Raw genomic sequence first — 21411 nt, forward strand, 5'->3', positions numbered from 1 at the left:
CGACAGGTCGCGATGAGCAAGAACGTGATCCGGCGCAAATCGCTCGAATCCAGATCGCCGGCGGAGGCTGATCAAGAGGGCCGCGACGGTGGCGTGCAATCTGTCGACCGCGCGCTGTCGATCATCGAGACCTTGGCCGAGGACGATGAAGGTTATCGCCTCAGCGACCTCGCGATCCGCACCGGCCTGTCGGCCTCCACCGTGCATCGACTACTCGCAACGCTCGAAAGCCGCCGCTTCGTGCAGTTCGACCGTGGCGAATCCAAATGGCATGTCGGCGTGCGCAGCTTCACGGTCGGCGCCAGCTTTGCACGGCGGCGCAATTTCTCCGCGCAGGCGATCCCTTACTTGCGCAAGCTGCGCGATCTCACCCGCGAGACCGCCAATCTCGCCGTGGTCGACGATGAGTTCATCATCGTGCTGACCCGCATGGAAAGCCGCGAGATCATGCGCTCGCTGACCAAGGTCGGCGGGCGTGTCCCCATGGTGACGTCAGGTGTCGGCAAAGCGGTGCTCGCAACCTATTCAGATGAGGACGTCGGCGCCGTCATCCGCCATCACGGCATGCCCCGCCTGACCGAGAAGTCGATCGTGCGGCCGAGTGATCTGTTCAAGGAGCTCGAAAAGATCCGCAAGCAGGGCTTTGCGGTCGATGATGAGGAGGCGCAGGTCGGCCTGCGCTGCGTGGCTGCCGTGGTATACAACGCGCTCGCCGAACCGCTTGCCGCGATCTCCGTATCCGGCATGACCAGTCGGGTCACCGACGAACGGTTGCCGGAGATCGGGCAAATCGTCCGGGATGTCGCCGCCGAACTGACGGCCGCGCTTGGCGGGGTGATCCCGGCGCCCCGCTAACCGAAGACTCTGGAGGGATCTCACTGGACAGCATCGGCCGTTTTGGTTGATATGCGACCAAACGACACAATGCGGCAAACGTCCGCATGAGCCTGGAGATGCCCCCATGTTTCGATTTCCCGTGCGCCTTGTCGGCGCAGCTGTCGCGCTGACCCTGGCGGCAGCCAATCCGGCCTTTGCCCAGCAGCTCGAGCTCAAGCTGATGGCGCCGGCGGCCCCGGGCGGGGGATGGGACCAGACGGCGCGCTCGATGCAGCAGGCGCTGGTGGCTTCGGGCGTCGCCCGCAGCGTGCAGGTCACCAATGTTCCCGGTGCCGGAGGCAGCGTCGGCATCGCGCAGTTCGTCAACGGCGCCAAGGGCGATGGCAACCAGATGATGGTCAACGGCTTCGTCATGGTTGGCGCGCTCGCCATGAACAAGTCGCCGGTGACGCTGGAGCAGGTGACGCCGATCGCGCGCCTCACCGAGGAAATCCAGGTGATCGTGGTTCCCGCGAATTCGCCGATCAAGAATGCGCAGGATCTGGCCACCGCCGTGAAGGCCGATATCGCCAAGGTGACCTTTGCCGGCGGTTCAGCCGGCGGCGTCGATCATGTGATGGCCGCGTTGTTCGCCAGCGCGGTCGGCGCCGATGCGAAGAAGATCAACTACATCCCGTTCTCCGGCGGCGGCGAGTCGCTGGCTGCGATCCTCGGCGGCAAGGTCACCGCGGGCATTTCGGGCTTGAGCGAATATGAAGGGCAGATCAAGTCCGGCAAGCTGCGCGCGATCGGCGTGACCTCGGAGAAGCGCATCGCAGGCAGCGACATCCCGACCTTTAGGGAGCAAGGCATCGACCTCGTGATCGCGAACTGGCGCTCGGTGGTGGCGCCTCCCGGCATCACGCCGGAGCAGCGCAAGACCCTGAGCGATGCGGTCGAGAAGATGGTGAAGTCTGACGCCTGGAAGGAGATCCTCAAGCAGAAGGGCTGGGAGGACGCCTATCTCGGCGGCGACGCCTTCGCCGACTTCCTGAAGAAGGAAACCGTGCGCGTCACCGACGTGCTGAAATCGGTCGGCCTGGTCAAGTCATGACCTCAGGCGATCCCGTCCAGCCGCCGCGGCGCGTCGACCGCGCCGGCCTCGTCATCGCGGCATTGCTTGCGGCACTCGCCGCGGTGCTGGTCTGGGACTCGCGCGGCCTGCAATCTGCCGCCATGTACGGGATGGGGCCGGAGGCGATGCCCGTCGTGGTCGCCAGCGGCCTTGCGCTGCTCGCGATCGGCAATTTCATCGACGCGCTGCGCGGCAATCTGCCGGCGCGTGAGAGTTCCGATCCCGTGCCGGTGGTCTTGATCCTCATTGGCCTTGCGCTTCTGATCGCCATCATCGGCTTCGGCGGCGGCTTCATCCTGGCGACGTCGGCGCTGTTCGTGACGACGTCGGCGGCTTTCGGACGCCGTGCCATCCTCATCGACGCCATCATCGCCCTCGCGATGTCGACCCTCATCTATCTCGCGTTCGACCGGTTGTTGACGCTGAGCCTGCCTGCCGGCCCGCTGGAGCGATTGCTGTGATGGATACCTTTGCGGCGCTGGCGCATGGCATGGCAGTCGCCGTCCAGCCGATGAACCTGCTTTACGCGCTGATCGGCGTGTTCCTCGGCACGGCTGTGGGCGTGCTGCCCGGCATCGGCCCGGCCCTGACGGTCGCATTGCTGCTGCCGGTGACCTACAAGCTCGATCCCGGCGGCTCGCTGATCATGTTCGCCGGCATCTATTATGGCGGCATGTATGGTGGCTCGACCACCGCGATCCTCATCAACACGCCCGGCGAAAGTGCCTCGATGGCGACCGCGCTCGAGGGCAACAAGATGGCCAAGGCCGGCCGCGGCGGCCCGGCGCTTGCGACCTCTGCGATCGGCTCCTTCGTCGCCGGCACCATTGCCACCATCGGGCTGGCGTTCCTCGCGCCATGGCTGGTCGATTTCGCCGTGCGCTTTGGCCCGGAGGATTACTTCGCGCTGATGTGCGTCGCCTTCGTGACGGTGTCGGCGACCTTCGGCGATTCCCCAGTCCGCGGCCTGACGAGCCTGTTCATCGGCCTGACGCTCGGCCTCGTCGGCATCGACAAGCTCACCGGCCAGGCGCGGCTTGCGTTTGGCGTCCCCGAACTGCTCGACGGCGTCGAGGTGACGACGCTTGCGGTCGGCCTGTTCGCGGTCGGCGAGGCGCTCTACGTCGCATCGCGCCGCCACCACACCGAGGAGAAGCTCGAGCCGGTGCGCGGCTCACTGTGGATGACGAGGGAAGACTGGAAGCGGTCGTGGAAGCCATGGCTGCGCGGCACCATGTTCGGCTTCCCGATCGGCGCGCTGCCCGCCGGCGGCGCCGAGATCCCGACCTTCCTGTCCTATTCGACTGAGAAGCGTCTGACGAACCATCCGGAGGAATTCGGCAAGGGCGCGATCGAAGGTGTCGCCGGACCGGAAGCCGCCAACAACGCCTCCGCCGCCGGCACGCTGGTGCCGCTGCTGACGCTGGGACTGCCGACCTCGGCGACCGCCGCGATGATGCTGGCGGGCTTCCAGCAATACGGCCTCAACCCGGGCCCGCTGCTGTTCGCCGAGCGGCCCGACCTGGTGTGGGGCCTGATCGCCAGCCTGTTCATCGCCAACATGATGCTGCTGGTGCTCAACCTGCCGCTGGTCGGCTTGTGGGTGCGGCTGCTCGCCATCCCGCAGCCGTGGCTCTATGCCGGCATCCTCGTGTTCGCAACCATGGGCACGATCGCGGCAAAGCCGTCGGTGGTCGAATTGTCGATGCTGGCCGGCTTCGGTGTGCTCGGCTTCCTGATGCGCCGGTTCGATTTCCCGATCGCGCCGGTCGTGGTCGGCCTGATCCTCGGCCCGATCGCCGAGAGCCAGCTCCGCCGCGCGCTCGCGATCAGCCTCGGCGATCCCATGACGCTGCTGCAGAGCCCGATCTCGGCGACGCTGCTCGGTGTCGCGCTGATCGCGCTATTGGCGCCGTTCGTGCTGAAGGGGCTCGGCCGGTTCAAGGCGAATGAGGATTAGATGTTCCGACGCACGCATGTTCTAATGCTGCGTCCATCCCGTGGGGAACGCCATGCCGTCGGAAATTCGCTCGCCCCGTCTCGCCGTCCTAATCGACGCTGACAATACGTCGGCGAAAATCGCAGATGGGCTGTTCGAGGAAATTGCAAAGATCGGCGAGGCCAGCGTTCGCCGCATCTACGGCGATTTCTCCAATGCCCGCTCGAAGGCCTGGGCCGACATTTTGGCGAAGCACGCCATCATCCCGCAGCAGCAATTCGCTTATACGACCGGCAAGAATGCGTCCGACATCACGCTCGTGATCGACGCGATGGATCTGCTGCATAGCGGCCGCTTCGATGGCTTCTGCCTCGTCTCCTCGGACAGCGATTTTACCCGTCTGGCGTCACGCATCCGCGAGCACGGCATCGACGTGTTCGGGTTCGGCGAGCAGAAGACGCCGGAAAGTTTTCGGCAGGCGTGCCGCAAATTCGTCTACACCGAGAATTTGCGGGGCGGCGCGCCGAATTCGCAGGATGCGGCTGCTCGTCCGAATTCGCTCCAGTCTCCCGAAGCCGTGACCCCTCTCATCAAGAAGGTCATCGCCCAAATGGAAAGCGAAGATGGATGGGTGTCGCTCGGCGAAGTTGGAACACATCTCGTCAATCTTGCGTCCGACTTCGATCCGAGAACTTACGGCTCGCGCAAGCTGAGCGATCTGGTGCGGAAGACGAACGCTTTCGAAATCGACAAGCCCAATGGCGGCGCAGGTGGCTCCCTGCGAATTCGCGTCAAGCCTGCGGCCGAGCCGGCGCCGAAACGACGATCCTCTCGAAAGCCGGCGGCCGCGAGCGAGTAAGGTGCTGAGGACCTCGTCCTTTTCCGTCGCGTTCGGCCATAGTCCCGGCTCGCTGCCAGCGTCACACGGCCAACCTTACCCAATGCGTAAGCAAAGGTGCCGTTTTATTTGATCTTGCCCCTCGTACACGCACTGCGCAACCATCGCTGGGCTGTCTCTGTTTCGCGAGAACTCCGATGACCAAACTCACCCGTTTCTCCGTCGCACCGCTGCACGCGGTGACGCGTCGCCTGGCCGACGTCGCCTCGGGACGCGCGGCGCCCGATCTCGTCATCACTGGCGCTCGGGTGCTCTCGACCTATTCGGAGCGTATCCATGCGAACCGCGAGGTCTGGATCACCGGTGGCCGCATTGCCGCCGTGAAGCCGACCGGAGCAGCGAAGAAGACTTGGAGCAGTGTGTCACTCTACGACGCCGCAGGCGGCATCATCGCGCCGGGGCTGGTCGATCCGCACATCCATATCGAATCCTCGATGGTCACGGCCTGCGCCTATGCCGAGGCCGCGCTGCTCAACGGCACCACCACGATCTTCTGTGATAGCCACGAGATCGGTAATGTCATGGACGTCGCCGGCGTTGAGGCGATGCTGGAGGACGCGCGCGAGGCGCCGCTCTCGATCTTCCTGACGGTGCCGAGCACGGTGCCGGCGACATCCGCGGAGCTGGAGACGGCGGGCGGCGATCTCACGCCGGACAAGATCGCCGGCCTGTTCGACCGCTGGCCCGAAGCGGTGGCGCTCGGCGAGAAAATGGACTTTGTCCCGGTTACGATGGGCGACGAGCGCAGCCACGCCATTCTCGCGGCCGCTTTGAAGCGGGGACGTCCGGTATCCGGCCATGTCTACGGCCGCGAATTCGTCGCGGCCTACGCGGCAAGCGGCGTCACCGACACCCATGAGGCGATCGACCGCGACATCGCCGACGATCTGCTCGATGCCGGCGTCTGGGTGTTTTTGCGCGGCGGGCCGCCAACGACGCCCTGGCACTCGCTGCCGCAGGCGATCCGGACGATCACCGAGCTCGGGGCCTCGCACAAGCGCACGGCCGTGTGCACCGACGATCGCGACGCCGACGATTTGCTTCTGTTCGGCCTCGATTGGGTCGTGCGGGAGGCAGTGAAGGCGGGGATGTCGCCGGAGCAGGCGTGGTCAATGGGCTCGCTGCATGGCGCCACGCGCTTCGGCATGGAGGGCGATATCGGCGGGCTCGGCGGCGGCCGCCGCGCCGATCTCGTGCTGATGGACGACCAGCTCAAGCCGCAATGCACCTGGTACGGCGGTGAGCTCGTGGTCGAGCACCGCAAGATCACGCCGCGTCTCGATCAGGCGTTGTCGCAGCGCTATCAATATCCCAGGGCGGCCTACGCGACGGTGAAACTGCCGGAGAAGATGAAGCTGACGCCGGAGCTGCCGGCGAAGGCCTGCACCGTCAACGCGATCAAGACCGCGCTCCCCGGCATCACGCTGATCCATGAGAAGGTCGCGATCGAACCGGCCAAGGACTGGCCGTCGCTATTCGCACGCTACGGCCTGTGCTTCGTTACCGTGGTCGAGCGCCATGGCAAATCTGCGGGCAACGTCGCCTACGGCCTGCTCAAGGATTTCGGCCTTAAGCGCGGCGCGGTCGCCTCCAGCGTCGGGCATGACAGCCACAACCTCATCGTCGCCGGTACGAACGAGGACGATATGCAGGTCGCTATAGCTGCGATCAAGGAGCAGCAGGGCGGCGTTTGCGTCGTCGCCGACGGCGAGGTGAGGGCGCTGGTCCCGCTGCCGATCGCGGGCCTGCTCTCCGACAAGCGCGTCACGGAAGTGGCCGAAGAGGTCAAGGCGCTGAAGAAGGAATGGGCCGAGGCTGGCTGCACCATCCCCTACATGGGCTTCAATTTGATTCCGCTATCGGTCATTCCGGAAATTCGCATCACCGACAAGGGACTCGTGCTGGTGCCGCAGATGGAATTGGCGCCGCTGTTCGAGTGATCCGCTTTCACGCGTTCCTCGATCTAACCGATTGAGAACGGCGTGGTTTTTCCACGGCTGCCGCATCGTGGAAAATAAAATCGATCTCGTTGAGATCGGCTTCTGCGCACCTGATGATCTCGCTCGCTGACGCAATTGAGCGAGGTCCGATATGGCGAAAATGCGAGCTGTCGATGCGGCCGTGCGTATCCTGGAGAAGGAAGGCATCTCGACCGCCTTCGGAGTTCCCGGCGCTGCGATCAATCCGCTTTACTCTGCGCTGAAGAAGCGCGGCTCGATCCGCCACATCCTGGCGCGTCATGTCGAGGGCGCCTCGCACATGGCCGAGGGCTATACCCGAGCGAAGGCCGGCAATATCGGCGTTTGCATCGGCACCTCGGGGCCGGCCGGCACCGACATGATCACCGGGCTCTATTCGGCGATTGCCGATTCCATTCCGATCCTCTGCATCACCGGTCAGGCGCCGCGGGCGCGGCTCTACAAGGAAGACTTCCAGGCCGTCGACATCGAGGCGATCGCAAAGCCCGTGACCAAATGGGCGGTGACGGTGCGTGAGCCGGCGCTGGTGCCGCGCGTGTTCAGCCAGGCCTTTCATGTGATGCGGTCGGGCCGGCCGGGGCCGGTGCTGATCGACATGCCGCTCGACGTGCAGCTCGCCGAGATCGAGTTCGACGACGAGACCTATGAGCCGTTGCCGGTCTACAAGCCCACAGCCACGCGCAAGCAAGTCGAGAAGGCGTTGGAGATGCTCAACGCGGCCGAGCGGCCGCTGATCGTCGCGGGCGGCGGCATCATCAACGCCGATGCCTCGGATCTGTTGGTCGAATTCGCCGAGATCGCCAACGTGCCTGTCGTGCCAACGCTGATGGGGTGGGGCGCGATCCCCGACGATCACGTGCTGATGGCCGGCATGGTCGGCCTTCAGACCAGCCATCGCTACGGCAACGCCACGCTGCTCGAATCCGACTTCGTGCTCGGCATCGGCAACCGCTGGGCCAACCGCCACACCGGCTCGGTCGAAACCTACACCAAGGGCCGCAAATTCGTTCACGTGGACATCGAGCCGACCCAGATCGGGCGCGTGTTCAATCCCGATCTCGGCATCGTCTCGGACGCCAAGGCCGCGCTGGAACTGTTCGTCACCGTCGCCAGGGAGTGGCGCCGGTCAGGCAGGCTCCGCGAGCGCCAGGCGTGGCCGGCGGCCTGCCGCGATCGCAAGAAGACGATGCTGCGCAAGAGCCATTTCGATAACGTTCCGATCAAGCCGCAGCGCGTCTATGAGGAGATGAACAAGGCGTTCGGCCGCGACACCACCTATGTCACCGTGATCGGCCTGTCGCAGATTGCCGGCGCGCAATTTTTGGGCGTCTACAAGCCGCGCAACTGGATCAACGCGGGGCAGGCAGGCCCGCTCGGCTGGACGCTGCCCGCTGCGCTCGGTGTGCGGGCGGCATGTCCGGATCGCGAGATCGTCGCGCTTTCCGGCGACTACGACTTCCAGTTCCTGATCGAGGAGCTCGCGGTCGGCGCGCAGTTCAATCTGCCCTACATCCACGTCGTTGTGAACAATTCCTATCTGGGGCTGATCCGCCAGGCCCAGCGCGGCTTCGACATGGATTACCATGTCCAGCTCTCTTTCGAGAACATCAACGCGCCGGAGATCGGCGTTTACGGCGTCGACCATGTCGCGGTCGCCGAAGGCCTCGGCTGCAAGGCAATCCGCGTCACCGACCCGAAGGACACGCAGGCGGCGTTCGCCACCGCGCGCGAACTGATGGCCAAGCACCGCGTGCCCGTGGTGGTCGAGTTCATCCTCGAACGCGTCACCAACATCGCGATGGGCACCGAGATCGACAACATCGTCGAGTTCGAGGAGGTGCTGGATCTGGCGCTCGACGAGGTCGGGACCACACGCGTGTTGCAACCGGCGGAATGAGGGAGAGCGTCATGCCGAAATTCGCCGCCAACCTCACCATGCTCTTCAACGAGATGCCGTTCCTCGACCGCTTCGCTGCGGCGAAAGCGGCGGGTTTTGCCGGGGTTGAATATCTCTTCCCCTATGATTTCGACAAGGCGCAGCTGCGCGAGCAGCTCGAGGCCCACGGCCTGACGCAGGTGCTGCACAATCTGCCGGCGGGCAACTGGGCGGGGGGCGAACGCGGCATCGCGATCCTGCCCGACCGCGCCGCCGAATTCCGCGACGGCGTGTTCCGCGCCATCGACTACGCCAAGGCGCTCGATTGCGACCAGCTCAACTGCCTCGTCGGCATCGCGTCTGCTGAGGCCGATCCGCGCGAGCTTCAGGAGACGCTGGTCGGAAACCTGCGCTTTGCCGCCTCGACGCTGGCGCGGGAGAACATCAAGCTGCTGGTCGAGCCGATCAACACGCTCGACATTCCCGGCTTCTATCTGAGCGGCACCGAGCAGGCAGTGCAGCTGATCTCGGAAGTGCGCTCGAACAACCTCTTCATCCAGTACGACATCTATCACATGCAGATCATGGAGGGCGATCTCGCCCGCACCATGCAGGAATATCTACCCCAGATCGCCCACATCCAGCTCGCCGACAATCCCGGCCGCCAGGAGCCCGGCACCGGCGAGATCAACTATCCCTTCCTGTTCCGCCATCTCGATGCGATCGGTTATCGCGGCTGGATCGGCTGCGAATACAAGCCACGCACAACCACGCTGGAAGGCCTGTCGTGGCACGCAGCACAGACGTTTGAGACGTAGAGGATATCGAAGCCGCGGTGACGGTGCGCTCCCTCTCCCGCTTGCGGGAGAGGGCTGGGGAGAGGGTGTCTCCGCAATGGGACTTTTGCGGTGGAAATCCCAACGCGGAGAGAGTCCTCACCCGGCACTGCGTGCCGACCTCTCCCGCAAGCGGGAGAGGTGAGCGGAGCCCGCGGATCGACCTAACAAATCGAGAGGAAACAACTGACATGACCAACATCGGCTTCATCGGACTTGGCACCATGGGACGGCCGATGGCCGGCCACCTCCTGGCCGCGGGCCATCGCGTTCTCCTGCATGACGTTGCGCCGATCGCGCCTGAGCTGATTGCCGCGGGCGGCATCGCCTGCAAGTCGGCGAGGGAGGTCGCGGAGGAGGCGAATGCCGTGATCATCATGGTGCCGGATACGCCGCATGTCGAAGCGGTTCTGTTCGGCAAGGACGGCGTCGCGAGCGGCATCTCCAAGGGCAAGATCGTCGTCGACATGAGCTCGATCTCGCCGCTGGCGACGAAGGAGTTCGCCAAGAAGATCGAGGCGCTCGGCGCCGATTATCTCGATGCGCCGGTGTCGGGCGGGGAGGTCGGGGCCAAGGCTGCGAGCCTCACCATCATGGTCGGCGGGCCGGAGCGGGCGTTTGGCACCATGAAGCCGATCTTCGACAAGATGGGCAAGAACGTCACCCATGTCGGCGCCAATGGTGACGGGCAGACGACGAAGGTCGCCAACCAGATCATCGTCGCGCTCACGATCGAGGCGGTGAGCGAAGCGCTGTTGTTCGCATCCAAGGCCGGCGCGAACCCGGCGCTGGTGCGCAAGGCGTTGATGGGCGGTTTTGCCTCATCGCGGATTCTCGAAGTGCATGGCGAGCGCATGGTGAAGCGCAATTTCGATCCGGGCTTTCGCATCGAGCTGCACCAGAAAGATCTCAACCTCGCGCTCGAAGGCGCGCGTGCGCTCGGCCTGTCGCTGCCGAGCACGGCGGTGGCGCAGCAATTGTTCTCGTCCTGCACCGCGCATGGCGGCAAGGCCTGGGATCATTCAGCCATGGTGCGGGCGCTGGAACTGATGGCGGGACACGAGATCGCAGCTAGCTGAACTGTTACGCGGTAACACTCTCCAGATGTGTGATGCATCTTTCGTCGCGGGGGAACCGGAACAATGCTCGGGCCCCGCGGGTTGAGATACATAACAATCACTGGAGGCGTAAGGACATGAAAACCCGTCTTGCGATTACGTTGGCTGCCGCGTCGCTGCTGGCGTCGAGTGCAGCCTTTGCCCAGTCGACGACCGAACAGGGCGCCAGGGAAGGCGCGCGCGCGGGCGGTGACATCGGCGGGCCGGTCGGCGCGATGGTCGGCGGCACCGTCGGTGCGGCCGTTGGCGCGGGTCTCGAAATTCCGAATGCGATTCTCGGCGGAATCCCGCGCAGCGACTCCGTCGTGATCCGCGAGCGCGTGGTGGTCGGCGAGCCGCTGCCGCCGACGGTGGTGTTGCGCCCGGTGCCGAACTACACCGAATATCACTACGCGGTCGTGAACGATCGGCGCGTGATCGTCGAGCCGCGCACACGCCGCGTCGTCAAGATCATCGACTGATTTCGCGCAAGCTATCCGTTGAAAACATGGGCCCTGCGGCGCGTCACTCCGCGGGGCCTTCGCTCGTCAAGGCCGAATTTGTGCGAAGCCAGGCTATGGCCCAATCGGTAGCGGCCGCGAGTGCAAAGCCGATACAGGCGGTGAGCGCGTCGACCAGAAAATCCTCCAGCCGCGCATGGCGGCCGGGTGCCCAAAATTGCATCAGTTCGAGCACGCCGATCAGGACGACCGCTGCCCCCGCGGTCAGCAGGCGTCGCTGCCGATAGGCGAGGCCGAAGGCCAATCCCACCAGGATGAAGGCAAGCGCATGTTCGCCGTCCTGGCCGAGGGCGGAATGAGGCCGCAGGCCGGGGGGACCTAGAGTGGCGAAAGTGACGGCGGCCGCGAGCAGCCAGGCAAAGGTACGAATGAAAGAGGACATCCGGACCGCTTAGCACGGATTTGGTCGGGTTGTCGCGAGGCTGGTATCAGATCGCCGTGTAGTTAATGATAAAATGTTAGAGCGGCTCGCGCACGCCCAGGCCGTGCATGAAGCGTTCCCGGATCTGCACGGGATCGCGGCGGGTGGTGCCCACGCCCGGCTTATCGTCGATCCTGACGGCGATCAGGCTGGGCTCCGAGGCAGCCATCGCATCGTCCACCAGCCGCTCGAAATCCTCCTCGTCCGCGGCCCAGGCGCTGTTGGCAAGACCGGAGCCGATGGCGATGGCGACGATGTCGGCAACGTTCGCTGCCGGTGTCGGCTGCGCGCCGGTGATTTGGTAGATGCCGTTGTCCATCACGATCATCGTGAGGTTCTTCGGCTTCAGGGTTGCAATCGTCGACAGTGCGCCGAGCTGCATCAGCAGCGAGCCATCGCCTTCGAGGGCGAAGACGCGGCGGTCGGGCTGCGCCAGCGCCACGCCGAGCGCGATCGGAAAGGCGAGCCCCATGCTGCCCAGCATGTAGAAGTTCTGCGGGCGGTGGCCGGCGGCCCAGAGATCGAAATTGGTGTTGCCGATGCCGCCGATCACGGCTTCCTCGTCCCTGAGCTTGGCGATCAGGCGCGAGGTGACGTCGAACCGGTTCATCACCTTGGTGTTGCGATTGTCCAATTCTTGATTCATTTGGCTGGCCTCACTTCTCGAAGACCTTGCCGCCCGTGAGCAGCGGGTTGAGAATCAGCGCCACCGGCGCCTGCGTGGTGACGGCCTGCTTGATCGAGCGGTCGGCGATGAATTCGAGCTCGTCGAGCCGGGTGATGGTGTGATGCTCCAGCGCCAGCGAGTCCAGCACCGGGCGCATGGTGCGGCAGACCAGCGACTGGCCGTAGTTGAACTCGCCGAGCGTGCCGCGCTCGGACACGAACATGATCAGCGGAATCTGGTAGGGCACCGCGAGCGAGGCCAGCACGTTGGCGAGCGTGGCAAAGCCGGAGGTTTGCATCAGCACCGCGCCGCGCCGTCCACCCATCCAGGCGCCCGAGACGATACCGACCGCTTCCTCCTCGCGGGCGGTGGCGAAGGTGGTGAAGAAGGGATCGGCGTGCAGGTTCTTGATCAGCGGCGTCAGCACGCGGTCGGGCACGTAAGGGATCAGGCTGACATCGTTCCGCTTTAGGGTCTGCAGGACGATGCTGTGCCAGCTTCTGTCGCTGCTCCCCTGCGTCTGCTGTTCCGCAATCGCCATTGCGTTCTCCCTTGCGCCGCGCATGCTTCTTGGCTCTGGCGGTCGCGGCGGTCTGCCGAACTTGACGCGGGCAGCGGGATTGTCAACATGTCCGGGCCGGTACCGTGATCTGCGCCAGATGGCCTGCCGTGGCCGGCGCCGCCATGGCATAAGCCGTCATAACCAGAAAACGGGAGGGGCACGGACGGGCGCGCATCGCGCTGACCTTGCGGATCTCCCACGAGAGAGCCGGAAGGGGTCCTGATGTCCGTCAACAGCAAGCGCGTCTTCTATGTCAAATACCTGGCCAATCCGATCTATGTCGACATCCTGAAGGCGCGGCCCGACGTCCGGCTCGATCGCATCGAGAACGAGAGCCCTGACGATGTCTACGCGCCGATCCTGAGCGCGGCCCATGTCTATCAGATCGGCGCGGCCCGAGACGAGCTGGCGCCGCATTTCCATGTCGACGCCGCGTTCCTGAAGCGCACGCCGAACCTCCTGCTCGTGTCCAGCAATGGCGCGGGCTTCGACCCCGTTGATGTCGAGGCCTGCACGGACGCCGGCGTCGTGGTCGTCAACCAGTCCGGCGGCAACGCCCATTCGGTTGCCGAGCATGCGCTGGCGATGATGCTGACGCTGTCCAAGCGCATCATCCAGTCCGACCGCCGCCTGCGCCGGGAGCGCGACGTCAACCGCAACGATCTCGTCGGCAACGAGGTCGAGCACAAGACCGTCGGCATTATCGGCCTCGGCAATGTCGGTCGCCGCATCGCCGCGCTGTGCAAGGGCCTGCTCGGCATGAAGGTGCTGGCCTATGATCCGTATCTCACCGCCGAGGTGATGGCGGAGCGGGGCGGCGAGAAGGTCGAGCTCGACGAGCTGCTGCGCCGCGCCGATTTCGTCTCGATCTCCTGCCCGCTGAACAAGGGCAGCCGCAACATGATCAGCGTGCGCGAATTCGCGCTGATGCAACCGCATGCCTATTTCATCACCACGGCGCGCGGCTTCATCCACGACGAGGATGCGTTGCTGCAGGCGCTGCGCGACAAGCGCATCGCCGGCGCGGGCCTCGACGTCTGGTCCAAGGAGCCGCCGCCGCCGGAGCATCCGCTGCTCCAGCTCGACAACGTGCTGGCAAGCCCGCACACCGCCGGCGTCACGATCGAGGCGCGCCAGAACATGGGCCGTATCGCCGCCGAACAGGTGCTGGATGTGCTCGACGGCAAGCGCCCGCCGCGCATCATCAATCCCGAGGTCTGGCCGCGCTATGCCGAGCGCTTCAAGCAGGCTTTTGGCGTGACTCCGGGGTAGGGCGCGCGAAGGCTATTGCGCGCCAGCCATTGGTTACCGCGAGGGAAATACAGAGGGACGCATCTTATCGATGGCGTGAATGAACGCGTATGACTTGTCCTGTAAGTCAGGGTTCATGAGCATACTTTCGATTGCGACATCCGGACTTTCTGCGGCGAGCTTGCGCGTGAGCGTGGCCGCGAGCAACATCGCCAATGTCCGTACGACCGGCCCACTGCCAGCATCAGGCGGATCGGGCACATCGGCCGGTGCAGGCATTGCTCCGACGTTTCCCGCGGCCTACGTGCCGCTGCGAGTCGATCAGGTCTCTCAGTCGAGCGGCTCGACGCCGGGCGGCACGGTCGCGACCGTGTCGACGGTGTCGCCGAGCTATGCCGCGCAATCCGACCCGAGCGCTCCCTTCGCAAACCAGGACGGCCTAGTCGCCGCGCCGAACGTCGATCTCGCCAATGAGTTCGTTCAGCTGGCGACCGCAAAGTACAGCTTTGTTGCCAATGCGAAGGTCATTCAAGCTTACGCCGAGACGGAAGACACACTCCTCGATATCAAGACGTGATGGCTGACGTCGGACCATGTCTCGCCAGCCTTCGCTCGTCCGCCTCCGCCAGAGTGACGCCGCAGTAGGGCGCCTACCCCAGCTCTGTGCCGAGCTGCTTGAACACGGCCTCGCAGGTCATGAGGTCGAGATGACCGCCGCCGGCGTTCTTGAAGAACGTGATATCTGACGGCGACGTTCGTCCCTGCACCCGGCCGCCCGCGAGATCGTAGAGGTCGCCGAGCACGTCGGCTTCGCTGATCGCACCGCTGGCGATCGGCTGCAGGATATCGCCGACACCGTGGAAGGCGGACTCTCTGCGATCCACGAAGACACGCGACAGCTTGGCCGCTTCGTCGTCGGCCTCGCGGGTTTGCGGCGTGTAGCCGCCGACGAGATCCAAGTGCGTGCCTGGCTGCAAATTGCGCCCTTTGATCAGCGGCTGATGCGCGCGGGTGCAAGTGGTGATAACGTTAGCCTCGCGCGTCGCGGCGTCGAGATCCGTGACTGTCTCCGCCTTCACGCCGTTCTCCGCCAGTCGTCTGGCAAGGTCGGTGGCCCGGTCCGGGTTGCGGTTCCAAATCAGCACGCGTTGCAGCGATGGCCGCACAGTGCGATGACCCCGGATTAGCCATTCGGACATCTCGCCGGCCCCGACGCAGAGCAGCGTCTCGGGATTGGGCGGGGCGAGCAGTTTCGTGGCCAGCGCGGAGTCGGCCGCGGTGCGCCAATGCGTGATCTCGGTGCCGTCCATCGCCGCCAATGGCTGTCCATTGGTGCCGTCGAACAGCACGCACACGGCCTGCACTGCCGGCATCCTGCCTTCGGCCAGATTGGCCGGGAAGCTCGTGAACATCTTGCTCGCCATGTAGCGGCCGGGATCGACGGCACTGCGGATGACGTATTGCCCTTTCTCGTCGCCAAGGAAGGCGTCCAGCACCTCCATCTTGGGCCGGCGGTGCGCCTCTTCCAGGGCCGCGATGAGGATCGGAAACGTCAGAACGTTCGTGACTTCGGTATCGGAGACAAAGTGCAAAGGCAAAATCCTCATGGGCGACCGGCTCTTGCCCATAAACCCGCGCGGTGGGTTCCGCAACGAATCTCGGTCAGGACTGCCCGGTCTTGATCCGCGTCAAAATCTCCTTCCCCCGTCGGGCCTAAATGGGACTAGAGTGCTGCCGAGGCAGCAGGAGGTCCCATGTCTACCTATGTCGTCAGGTTCATGAAGGACGTGCTCGGCGAGTACGGCCGGCAGTGCGAGGTCTGTCAGGGCACGCTCGAGATCGACGCCGCGGACGAGGACGAGGCCGCGGAGCGGGCGAAAGCAAAGTTCTGCAAGGACCAGGCGTTGCATCACTGGTCGCTGCATGCCGATCGCATCCACGTCAGACCGGCTGACTTTCCGTCCTGAGGTTCAACGGCCGGGTGCGGTGACAGGCGGGGGCGCCGTCGTCCCCGCGCCGAGCGAGCGTTGCACCATGACGGTGTCGGACCAGCGGCCGTGACGATAGGCGACGCCGCAAAGCAGGCCGGCGCGCGCGAAGCCGAATTTTTCGTGCAGCGCCAGCGAGGGCGCGTTGTCGGCGTCGATGTAACCGATCAACTGGCGGAAGCCGGCCGCCGCGCAGGCGTCGATCAATTCCTGGAGCAATAGCCGTCCGACTCCGCGGCCGAGATGGGCGTGGTGGACGTAGATCGAATGCTTGGCCGTGTAGCGATAAGCCGGGCGCTTACGGAACAGCACGGCATAGGCATAGCCGACGACCTCGCCGCGGAAGGTTGCAACCAGATGCGGCAGGCGGGTCTGCTTCAGGTTCTTGCGCCGGTCGCGTAGATCGTTCGGCTCCGGCGCACCGGTTCCCTCGACATCGCGCGGCACACCAGTGCGGACGTGATGGCGGTAGATCGCCAGCATCGCCTCGACATCGCCCTCGCGTGACGGCCTGACCAGAACGGGCTCGTCACTCGCGCGCGCTGCTGTTTCGTGCATCGGCGCCTACTCGGCAACGACATAAGTGTAGAGCCCGATGCGCCCGTTCGCATCGATCTCCTTGTAGACGCCCTGGATCTCGACATCGAAGCCCGGGAATGTGTTGAAGCAGGTCTCGAACATCTTGAGATAATCGATCATGGGCTTTGCCCGTTCCGTCAGCCGCTCGCCGGGCACGATGGTGGCGATGCCGGGCGGATAGACCACGAAGGGCGTGGTGGCGATGCGGCCGGCGATCGCCTCGATCGGGAGGTAGTCGACGTCGTTCTTGAACAGATAGCGCGCGGCATCGCGGGGCGACATCGCGATCTCAGGCATGTGCTCGGGCATGAACTGCCGGACCTGGAGCGCGCTGACATCGGCGGCGCGGAAGAATCGGTGCATGTCGCCGCAAAGGTCGCGCAGTCGCACGCCGGCATAGCGCGCCTGCCGGCGCTGATAAAATTCCGGGATCGCGTCGGCCAGTAGCGCATTGTCGTCATGCAGCCTCTTGAACGCGACGAGGCCGGAGATCAGCGTGCCGGCCTTGCTTGCCTCGACGCCGGGGGTGAGCAGGAAGAGCAGGGAGTTGAGGTCGTTCTTTTCGGGGACGATGCGGTTCTCGCGCAAATATTGCGCGACGACCGGCGCGGGGATGCCGTGCTCGGCATAGGTGCCCGTGGCGCGGTCGAATCCGGGCGTGAGCAGCGTCAGCTTGTTCGGATCGGTCATGGCAAAGCCTTCCGCGAGATCGGGAAAGCCGTGCCAGTTGGTATCGGGAGAGAGCTGCCACAGCTCAGGATTGGTGGCGAGCTCGTCGGTGGAGAGGGTCTCCCAGGCGACGTTATGCGCCGCGCCGGGGCGGCTGACATCCGGAATGGCGATACGGTCGGGAACGAAGGGTTCGAAGAACCAGCGCCGGTCCGGGTTTTGCTCATTCTCCTCGAACTCCCGGCGCATCGCGCGGATTTTCTTGCGCAGCTCGATACCAAGCCGGATCGTGTCGTCCCACAGCACTTCACCGGAGCGGCCCTTCATCATCTGTGCGCCGACGTCGAGCGAGGCGAACAGCGGGTAGAAGGGCGAGGTCGAGGCGTGCTGCATGAAGCTCTCGTTGAAGCGGCGGTGCTCGACGCGCCGTTTCTGGCCGCGGATGTGACGGTCCTTGATGTGGATCTGCGAGGCCTGCGAGAAGCTCGCGAGCTGCTTGTGGGTCGACTGCGTCGCGATGATGCCGGGGGCTTCGGGCGGAAGATTTGCCAACCCCATGGCGAAGCGGCCGGCATAGAGCGGGTGAAATTTCATGAAGCCGGCCCAGGCCTCGTCGAACAGGATGTAATCGCAGAGATGGCCGATGCGCTTGATGATCATCTCGGCGCTGTGGATTGAGCCATCATAGGTGCACTGTTCGACCACGGCGACGCGGAACGGCCGCTCCTTGCGCCAGGCGTCGCGGTCCTTCACGAGGGGATGGTTGCGGATCGCCTCGCGCAGGGCCTTCTCGTCGAGCCTGTCCCAGCGCATCGGGCCGATCAGGCCCCAGGCGTTGCGGACGGTCGGCACATAGACCGGGATGCCGCCATTGATCATCAGCGCGCCGTGATGGGCGGCCTTGTGGTTGTTGCGGTCGAACAGCACGAGATCACCATCGGTGACGAGGGCGCCGAGCGCGACCTTGTTGGAGGTCGAGGTGCCGTTGAGCACGAAATAGGTCTTTTCCGCGCCGAAGATCGCCGCCGCTTCCTTCTGCGCCTTCAGCGCCGGTCCCTCATGGGTGAGGAGGTCACCGAGGTCGAGTACGGAATTGTCGAGGTCGTCGCGGAACACGGATTCGCCGAGATGCTCGACGAACACGCGCCCGATCGGGCTGCGGTTGTAGAACACCCCGCCATTGTGGCCCGGACAGGTCCAGAGCTGGTTGCCCTCCTCGGCATAGTCGACCAGAGCGCCGAAGAACGGCGTCTTCAGCGTCTCGGCATATTGCTTGAGCCGGCTGATCAGGTTCTTGGCGATGAACGGAGGCGTCTCCTCGGACAGGAAGACATAGCCGTCGATGAAGTCGAGCACCTCGACCGGCAGGTCTTCGAAGCGCTTGCGCCGGATCAAGAGGATGATCGGGAAGTCGAGGCCGCGGCGGCGCATCAGGTTGATCAGCGATGAGGTCTTGCCCTCCAGCCCCTTCTTGCCCCAGTCCACCACCATGCAGCCGATCGCGGCATCGGTCTGCACCGCCATCTCGGCATCCTCCAGCTTGCGAGCCCGGACCACCTCGAAGCCGGAGCGCTGGATCTCCTCGATGATCTGGTTGAAGCGGACGCCTTCGAGGTCGTCGGCGTCGAACATGGGTGCTGCGAACAGGAAGTTGAAGCGCTTGAAATAGTCCATGTCGGGTCCCGAGTGTGGCAGAGACACAGCTCTCGGCACATTCGATGACAGTTGGATGACAGGAGCGAGATTGGCTTGGCGGCGCTTTGAGCCGATCCGTCATCCTGAGGCGCGAGCGATGGGGCGCGGAGCGCCCCCATCGGCAGCCTCGAAGGATGAACGGCCGGGTTGCAGCAGCTGGGCTGTCGCCCTTCGAGGCCCATATGCGGCGCGTTCGCACCGCATATGAGCACCTCAGGGTGACGATCATTCAGTCGGACTTGTGGAAATACTCGTTCGCAAACAACGCGTCCGTTCAGTCCAGCAGCTTGTCCAGCGTGATCGGGAAGCGCCGGACGCGCTTGCCGGTGGCATGATAGACGGCGTTCGCAATTGCCGCAGGCACGCCGACGATGCCGATTTCGCCAAGACCCTTGACGCCCAGCCTGTTGATGCGGTCGTCGGGCTCATCGACGAAGATGACGTCGATGTCGTGAATGTCGGCGTTCACGGGAACGTGGTACTCGGCGATGTCAGCGTTCATGATGCGGCCGAAGCGGTGATCCATCATCGTTTCCTCGTGCAGCGCCATCCCAATTCCCCAGACCACGCCGCCCATGATCTGGCTGCGGCCCGTCTTGGTGTTCAGGATGCGACCGGCAGCGACTGCACTCACGACCCGCGTGACGCGGATGACGCCGAGCTGCTCGTCGACCTTCACCTCGGCGAAAACCGCCGAATGCGTGTTGCGGGCGTGCGATTTGTCCTCCGCGAACTGGTTGAGCTTCTCCTTTTCGATCCGCTCGAGCTTGCTGTGGCGCATGACATCCGCAATCGAGACGGCAGCCCCATTCGGGTCGTTGCTGGCGATCATGCCGTCGACCAGGGTGACCTTGGTGGCGTCGAGGTCAGCGAGCTGCGAGCCCGGCAGTGCCTTGGCGAGACGTGCGAGCTCCTGGCGAATGTCTTCGGCCGCTCCCAACACGGCATGCGCGCTGGACGCCGCCATCCAGGAGCCGCCCTCGACGGGGGCTTGCGGCAAGGTCGAGTCGGCGAGCCTGACGCTGATGTTCTCGATCGGCAGCCCGAGAGCATCGGCCGCCACCTGCGCCACGATGGTGTACGTCCCGGTGCCGATATCGGACGCGGCGCAAGAGACCTCGGCGTGGCCGTTGGCCGTCAACACGATGCGGACGGCGACCGGCATCTGCAGCGCCTCCCACACCCCTGTCGCCATGCCCCAGCCGACCAGATCCTTGCCGTCGTGCATGGAGCGCGGCGCAGGGGTGCGCCGGTCCCAGCCGAAGGCTTCCGCGCCACGGGCGTAGCATTGGCGCAACTGCTTGCTGGTATAGGGCAGGTCTTCGCTCTGGTCGCGTTCCGAGTAGCACTTCAGGCGCAGCTCGATCGGGTCGAGCTTTAGCGCGACGGCCAATTCGTCCATGGCACATTCGAGCGCGCAGACGCCCGTTGCCGCACCCGGCGCGCGCATGTCGCAGGGCGTCGATACGTCGAGCTCGACCAGCTTGTGGGAAAAGCGGCTGTTCGGGCTCTTGTAGAGCTGGTCGGCCCAACCGGTGTCGTTGCGGGAAAAGTCCTCGAAACGCGAGGTAACGGCAATGGCTTCATGGGTGACGGCATCAAGCGTGCCGTCGGGGCTTGCCCCGAGCGCGACATGCTCGATGGTCATCGGCCGATAGCCAAGCCCATACATCTGCCGCCGTGTCAGCACGACGCGGACGGAGCGCTTGAGCGCGACCGCGGCCAGCGTCGCCAGCACCACCTGGTATTGAGGCCGCAGACCGGAACCGAACGCGCCGCCGACATAGGGCGAGACCACGCGGATGTCGTCCCGCTTCCTGCCGAAAACGCTGCAGAGAAACTTCTGGACGTTCTGGACGCCTTGGGTCTTGTCGTAGACGGTCAGCTTCCCGTTGCCGTCCCAGACGGCTGTTGTCGCATACAGCTCCATCGGGTTGTGATGCTCGCTCGGCATGACGTAGTCCGCCTCGTGCTGGACGGCCGCCCGCGTCAGCGCTGCTGCCGCGTCACCGCGCGGCTTGTGCGGCTGATCCACTCTGGCGGCCTTGCCGCGTTCGGATTCGAGATCGGTTGCAAACGCCTCCTGGTCGTATTCAACGCGAACGCGGGTTGCCGCGAATTTGGCGGTTTCCCAGTCCTCCGCCACGACCAGCGCGATCGGCTGGCCGTTGAAATTGATCCTGTCGTCATAAAGCGGGCGGAACGGCGAGCCCTTCTCCGGTGCCACCTCGTCCTTCCAGGCTTCGTCCTTATCGGCGAGGGGCGGGCGATGCGCGTGGGTGAGCACGTCGACGACGCCCTCGACCCTCAGCGCCTCGCTGGTGTCGAGGCGAGCGATGCGCCCGCGCGGAATGGTGGCCGCGACGACGAAGCCATGGAGGAGGCGGTCCGCCGCAAATTCGCCGGCATACTTCGCGGCTCCAGTGACCTTGGCCCGGCCGTCGACGCGCGACGTTGGTGTTCCGACATAGGCGTTCATCGG

The 21411-nt window shown here is 64.7% G+C and carries 20 protein-coding genes; 13 read left to right on the plus strand and 7 right to left on the minus strand.

The features are described from left to right. The first annotated feature begins 12 nt into the window (after positions 1-12). From CVM73_RS02055 to CVM73_RS02100, 10 genes are all read left to right on the plus strand, one after another. A complete protein-coding gene (locus tag CVM73_RS02055; RefSeq protein WP_167406571.1) occupies positions 13-855 on the plus strand; it encodes an IclR family transcriptional regulator in 843 nt (280 codons plus the stop codon). Positions 856-961: 106 nt separating this feature from the next. Then, complete coding sequence (locus CVM73_RS02060) at positions 962-1930, plus strand: Bug family tripartite tricarboxylate transporter substrate binding protein (protein WP_100230332.1); 969 nt, start codon at positions 962-964, stop codon at positions 1928-1930. Continuing rightward, a complete protein-coding gene (locus CVM73_RS02065) occupies positions 1927-2412 on the plus strand; it encodes a tripartite tricarboxylate transporter TctB family protein (protein ID WP_100230333.1) in 486 nt (161 codons plus the stop codon). Before CVM73_RS02060 ends, CVM73_RS02065 begins: the two co-directional genes overlap by 4 nt. Next, a complete protein-coding gene (locus CVM73_RS02070) occupies positions 2412-3911 on the plus strand; it encodes a tripartite tricarboxylate transporter permease (RefSeq protein WP_100230334.1) in 1500 nt (499 codons plus the stop codon). Before CVM73_RS02065 ends, CVM73_RS02070 begins: the two co-directional genes overlap by 1 nt. A 52-nt stretch (positions 3912-3963) precedes the next feature. Then, positions 3964-4749 carry an NYN domain-containing protein gene (locus tag CVM73_RS02075; RefSeq protein WP_100230335.1) on the plus strand — a complete coding sequence of 262 codons (786 nt, stop codon included), beginning with the start codon at positions 3964-3966 and terminating at the stop codon, positions 4747-4749. Positions 4750-4925: 176 nt separating this feature from the next. Continuing rightward, a complete protein-coding gene (locus CVM73_RS02080; RefSeq protein ID WP_100230336.1) occupies positions 4926-6728 on the plus strand; it encodes an adenine deaminase in 1803 nt (600 codons plus the stop codon). 151 nt (positions 6729-6879) lie between these two features. Further along, the gene (gene gcl / locus CVM73_RS02085) at positions 6880-8664 is read left to right on the plus strand and encodes a glyoxylate carboligase (RefSeq protein ID WP_100230337.1); all 1785 of its coding nucleotides are present in this window, start codon (positions 6880-6882) and stop codon (positions 8662-8664) included. Between the two features lie 11 nt (positions 8665-8675). Next, on the plus strand, positions 8676-9461 hold the full coding sequence (gene hyi / locus CVM73_RS02090) for a hydroxypyruvate isomerase (RefSeq protein WP_100230338.1): 786 nt from the start codon (positions 8676-8678) through the stop codon (positions 9459-9461). Positions 9462-9670: 209 nt separating this feature from the next. After that, on the plus strand, positions 9671-10558 hold the full coding sequence (locus tag CVM73_RS02095; protein ID WP_100230339.1) for a 2-hydroxy-3-oxopropionate reductase: 888 nt from the start codon (positions 9671-9673) through the stop codon (positions 10556-10558). Between the two features lie 116 nt (positions 10559-10674). After that, positions 10675-11058: a DUF1236 domain-containing protein gene (locus tag CVM73_RS02100; protein WP_100230340.1), complete on the plus strand. Its 384-nt coding sequence runs from the start codon at positions 10675-10677 to the stop codon at positions 11056-11058. A 43-nt stretch (positions 11059-11101) separates the two neighbouring features. On the opposite strand, the gene CVM73_RS02105 is transcribed toward CVM73_RS02100, so the two are convergent. The 3 genes from CVM73_RS02105 to CVM73_RS02115 form a co-directional block, all read right to left on the minus strand. Next, positions 11102-11479, minus strand: a complete 378-nt coding sequence (locus CVM73_RS02105; protein WP_100230341.1) for a VanZ family protein — start codon at positions 11477-11479, stop codon at positions 11102-11104. 76 nt (positions 11480-11555) lie between these two features. Further along, a complete protein-coding gene (locus CVM73_RS02110; protein WP_100230342.1) occupies positions 11556-12164 on the minus strand; it encodes a thiamine pyrophosphate-dependent enzyme in 609 nt (202 codons plus the stop codon). 10 nt (positions 12165-12174) lie between these two features. Beyond that, positions 12175-12726 (minus strand): thiamine pyrophosphate-binding protein, encoded by a 552-nt coding sequence (locus CVM73_RS02115; protein WP_167406556.1) that lies wholly within the window; start codon positions 12724-12726, stop codon positions 12175-12177. Positions 12727-12969: 243 nt separating this feature from the next. Between CVM73_RS02115 and CVM73_RS02120 the strand changes: the two genes are divergently transcribed. Continuing rightward, positions 12970-14019: a hydroxyacid dehydrogenase gene (locus tag CVM73_RS02120; RefSeq protein ID WP_100230344.1), complete on the plus strand. Its 1050-nt coding sequence runs from the start codon at positions 12970-12972 to the stop codon at positions 14017-14019. 115 nt (positions 14020-14134) lie between these two features. Continuing rightward, entirely contained in the window at positions 14135-14575 is a 441-nt protein-coding gene (locus tag CVM73_RS02125; protein WP_100230345.1) for a flagellar basal body rod protein FlgC, read from the plus strand. Between the two features lie 73 nt (positions 14576-14648). Here CVM73_RS02125 and CVM73_RS02130 read toward each other — a convergent pair whose 3' ends face one another. Next, positions 14649-15626: an ornithine cyclodeaminase family protein gene (locus tag CVM73_RS02130; RefSeq protein WP_245452189.1), complete on the minus strand. Its 978-nt coding sequence runs from the start codon at positions 15624-15626 to the stop codon at positions 14649-14651. A gap of 126 nt (positions 15627-15752) precedes the next feature. On the opposite strand from CVM73_RS02130, the gene CVM73_RS39940 reads away from it, so the two are divergent. Further along, positions 15753-15965, plus strand: a complete 213-nt coding sequence (locus tag CVM73_RS39940; protein WP_167406557.1) for a hypothetical protein — start codon at positions 15753-15755, stop codon at positions 15963-15965. 3 nt (positions 15966-15968) lie between these two features. On the opposite strand, the gene CVM73_RS02140 is transcribed toward CVM73_RS39940, so the two are convergent. The 3 genes from CVM73_RS02140 to CVM73_RS02150 form a co-directional block, all read right to left on the minus strand. After that, a complete protein-coding gene (locus CVM73_RS02140) occupies positions 15969-16544 on the minus strand; it encodes a GNAT family N-acetyltransferase (RefSeq protein WP_100230348.1) in 576 nt (191 codons plus the stop codon). Between the two features lie 6 nt (positions 16545-16550). Beyond that, positions 16551-18908: an Orn/Lys/Arg family decarboxylase gene (locus tag CVM73_RS02145; protein WP_100230349.1), complete on the minus strand. Its 2358-nt coding sequence runs from the start codon at positions 18906-18908 to the stop codon at positions 16551-16553. Positions 18909-19203: 295 nt separating this feature from the next. Then, positions 19204-21408 (minus strand): xanthine dehydrogenase family protein molybdopterin-binding subunit, encoded by a 2205-nt coding sequence (locus tag CVM73_RS02150; protein WP_100230350.1) that lies wholly within the window; start codon positions 21406-21408, stop codon positions 19204-19206. Positions 21409-21411 lie beyond the last annotated feature (3 nt).

This window comes from Bradyrhizobium forestalis, assembly GCF_002795245.1.
Taxonomy (GTDB): Bacteria; Pseudomonadota; Alphaproteobacteria; order Rhizobiales; family Xanthobacteraceae; genus Bradyrhizobium; species Bradyrhizobium forestalis.

Coding starts and splice junctions, on each gene's coding strand:
- CVM73_RS02060 (WP_100230332.1), top strand. CDS start 962: ATGTTTCGATTTCCCGTGCGCCTTGTCGGCGCAGCTGTCGCGCTGACC.
- CVM73_RS02150 (WP_100230350.1), bottom strand. CDS start 21,408: ATGAACGCCTATGTCGGAACACCAACGTCGCGCGTCGACGGCCGGGCC.
- CVM73_RS02115 (WP_167406556.1), bottom strand. CDS start 12,726: ATGGCGATTGCGGAACAGCAGACGCAGGGGAGCAGCGACAGAAGCTGG.
- CVM73_RS02100 (WP_100230340.1), top strand. CDS start 10,675: ATGAAAACCCGTCTTGCGATTACGTTGGCTGCCGCGTCGCTGCTGGCG.
- hyi (WP_100230338.1), top strand. CDS start 8,676: ATGCCGAAATTCGCCGCCAACCTCACCATGCTCTTCAACGAGATGCCG.
- CVM73_RS02070 (WP_100230334.1), top strand. CDS start 2,412: ATGGATACCTTTGCGGCGCTGGCGCATGGCATGGCAGTCGCCGTCCAG.
- CVM73_RS02105 (WP_100230341.1), bottom strand. CDS start 11,479: ATGTCCTCTTTCATTCGTACCTTTGCCTGGCTGCTCGCGGCCGCCGTC.
- CVM73_RS02120 (WP_100230344.1), top strand. CDS start 12,970: ATGTCCGTCAACAGCAAGCGCGTCTTCTATGTCAAATACCTGGCCAAT.
- CVM73_RS02145 (WP_100230349.1), bottom strand. CDS start 18,908: ATGGACTATTTCAAGCGCTTCAACTTCCTGTTCGCAGCACCCATGTTC.
- CVM73_RS02130 (WP_245452189.1), bottom strand. CDS start 15,626: ATGGGCAAGAGCCGGTCGCCCATGAGGATTTTGCCTTTGCACTTTGTC.
- CVM73_RS02080 (WP_100230336.1), top strand. CDS start 4,926: ATGACCAAACTCACCCGTTTCTCCGTCGCACCGCTGCACGCGGTGACG.
- CVM73_RS02140 (WP_100230348.1), bottom strand. CDS start 16,544: ATGCACGAAACAGCAGCGCGCGCGAGTGACGAGCCCGTTCTGGTCAGG.
- CVM73_RS02075 (WP_100230335.1), top strand. CDS start 3,964: ATGCCGTCGGAAATTCGCTCGCCCCGTCTCGCCGTCCTAATCGACGCT.
- CVM73_RS02065 (WP_100230333.1), top strand. CDS start 1,927: ATGACCTCAGGCGATCCCGTCCAGCCGCCGCGGCGCGTCGACCGCGCC.
- CVM73_RS02125 (WP_100230345.1), top strand. CDS start 14,135: ATGAGCATACTTTCGATTGCGACATCCGGACTTTCTGCGGCGAGCTTG.
- CVM73_RS39940 (WP_167406557.1), top strand. CDS start 15,753: ATGTCTACCTATGTCGTCAGGTTCATGAAGGACGTGCTCGGCGAGTAC.
- CVM73_RS02110 (WP_100230342.1), bottom strand. CDS start 12,164: ATGAATCAAGAATTGGACAATCGCAACACCAAGGTGATGAACCGGTTC.
- gcl (WP_100230337.1), top strand. CDS start 6,880: ATGGCGAAAATGCGAGCTGTCGATGCGGCCGTGCGTATCCTGGAGAAG.
- CVM73_RS02055 (WP_167406571.1), top strand. CDS start 13: ATGAGCAAGAACGTGATCCGGCGCAAATCGCTCGAATCCAGATCGCCG.
- CVM73_RS02095 (WP_100230339.1), top strand. CDS start 9,671: ATGACCAACATCGGCTTCATCGGACTTGGCACCATGGGACGGCCGATG.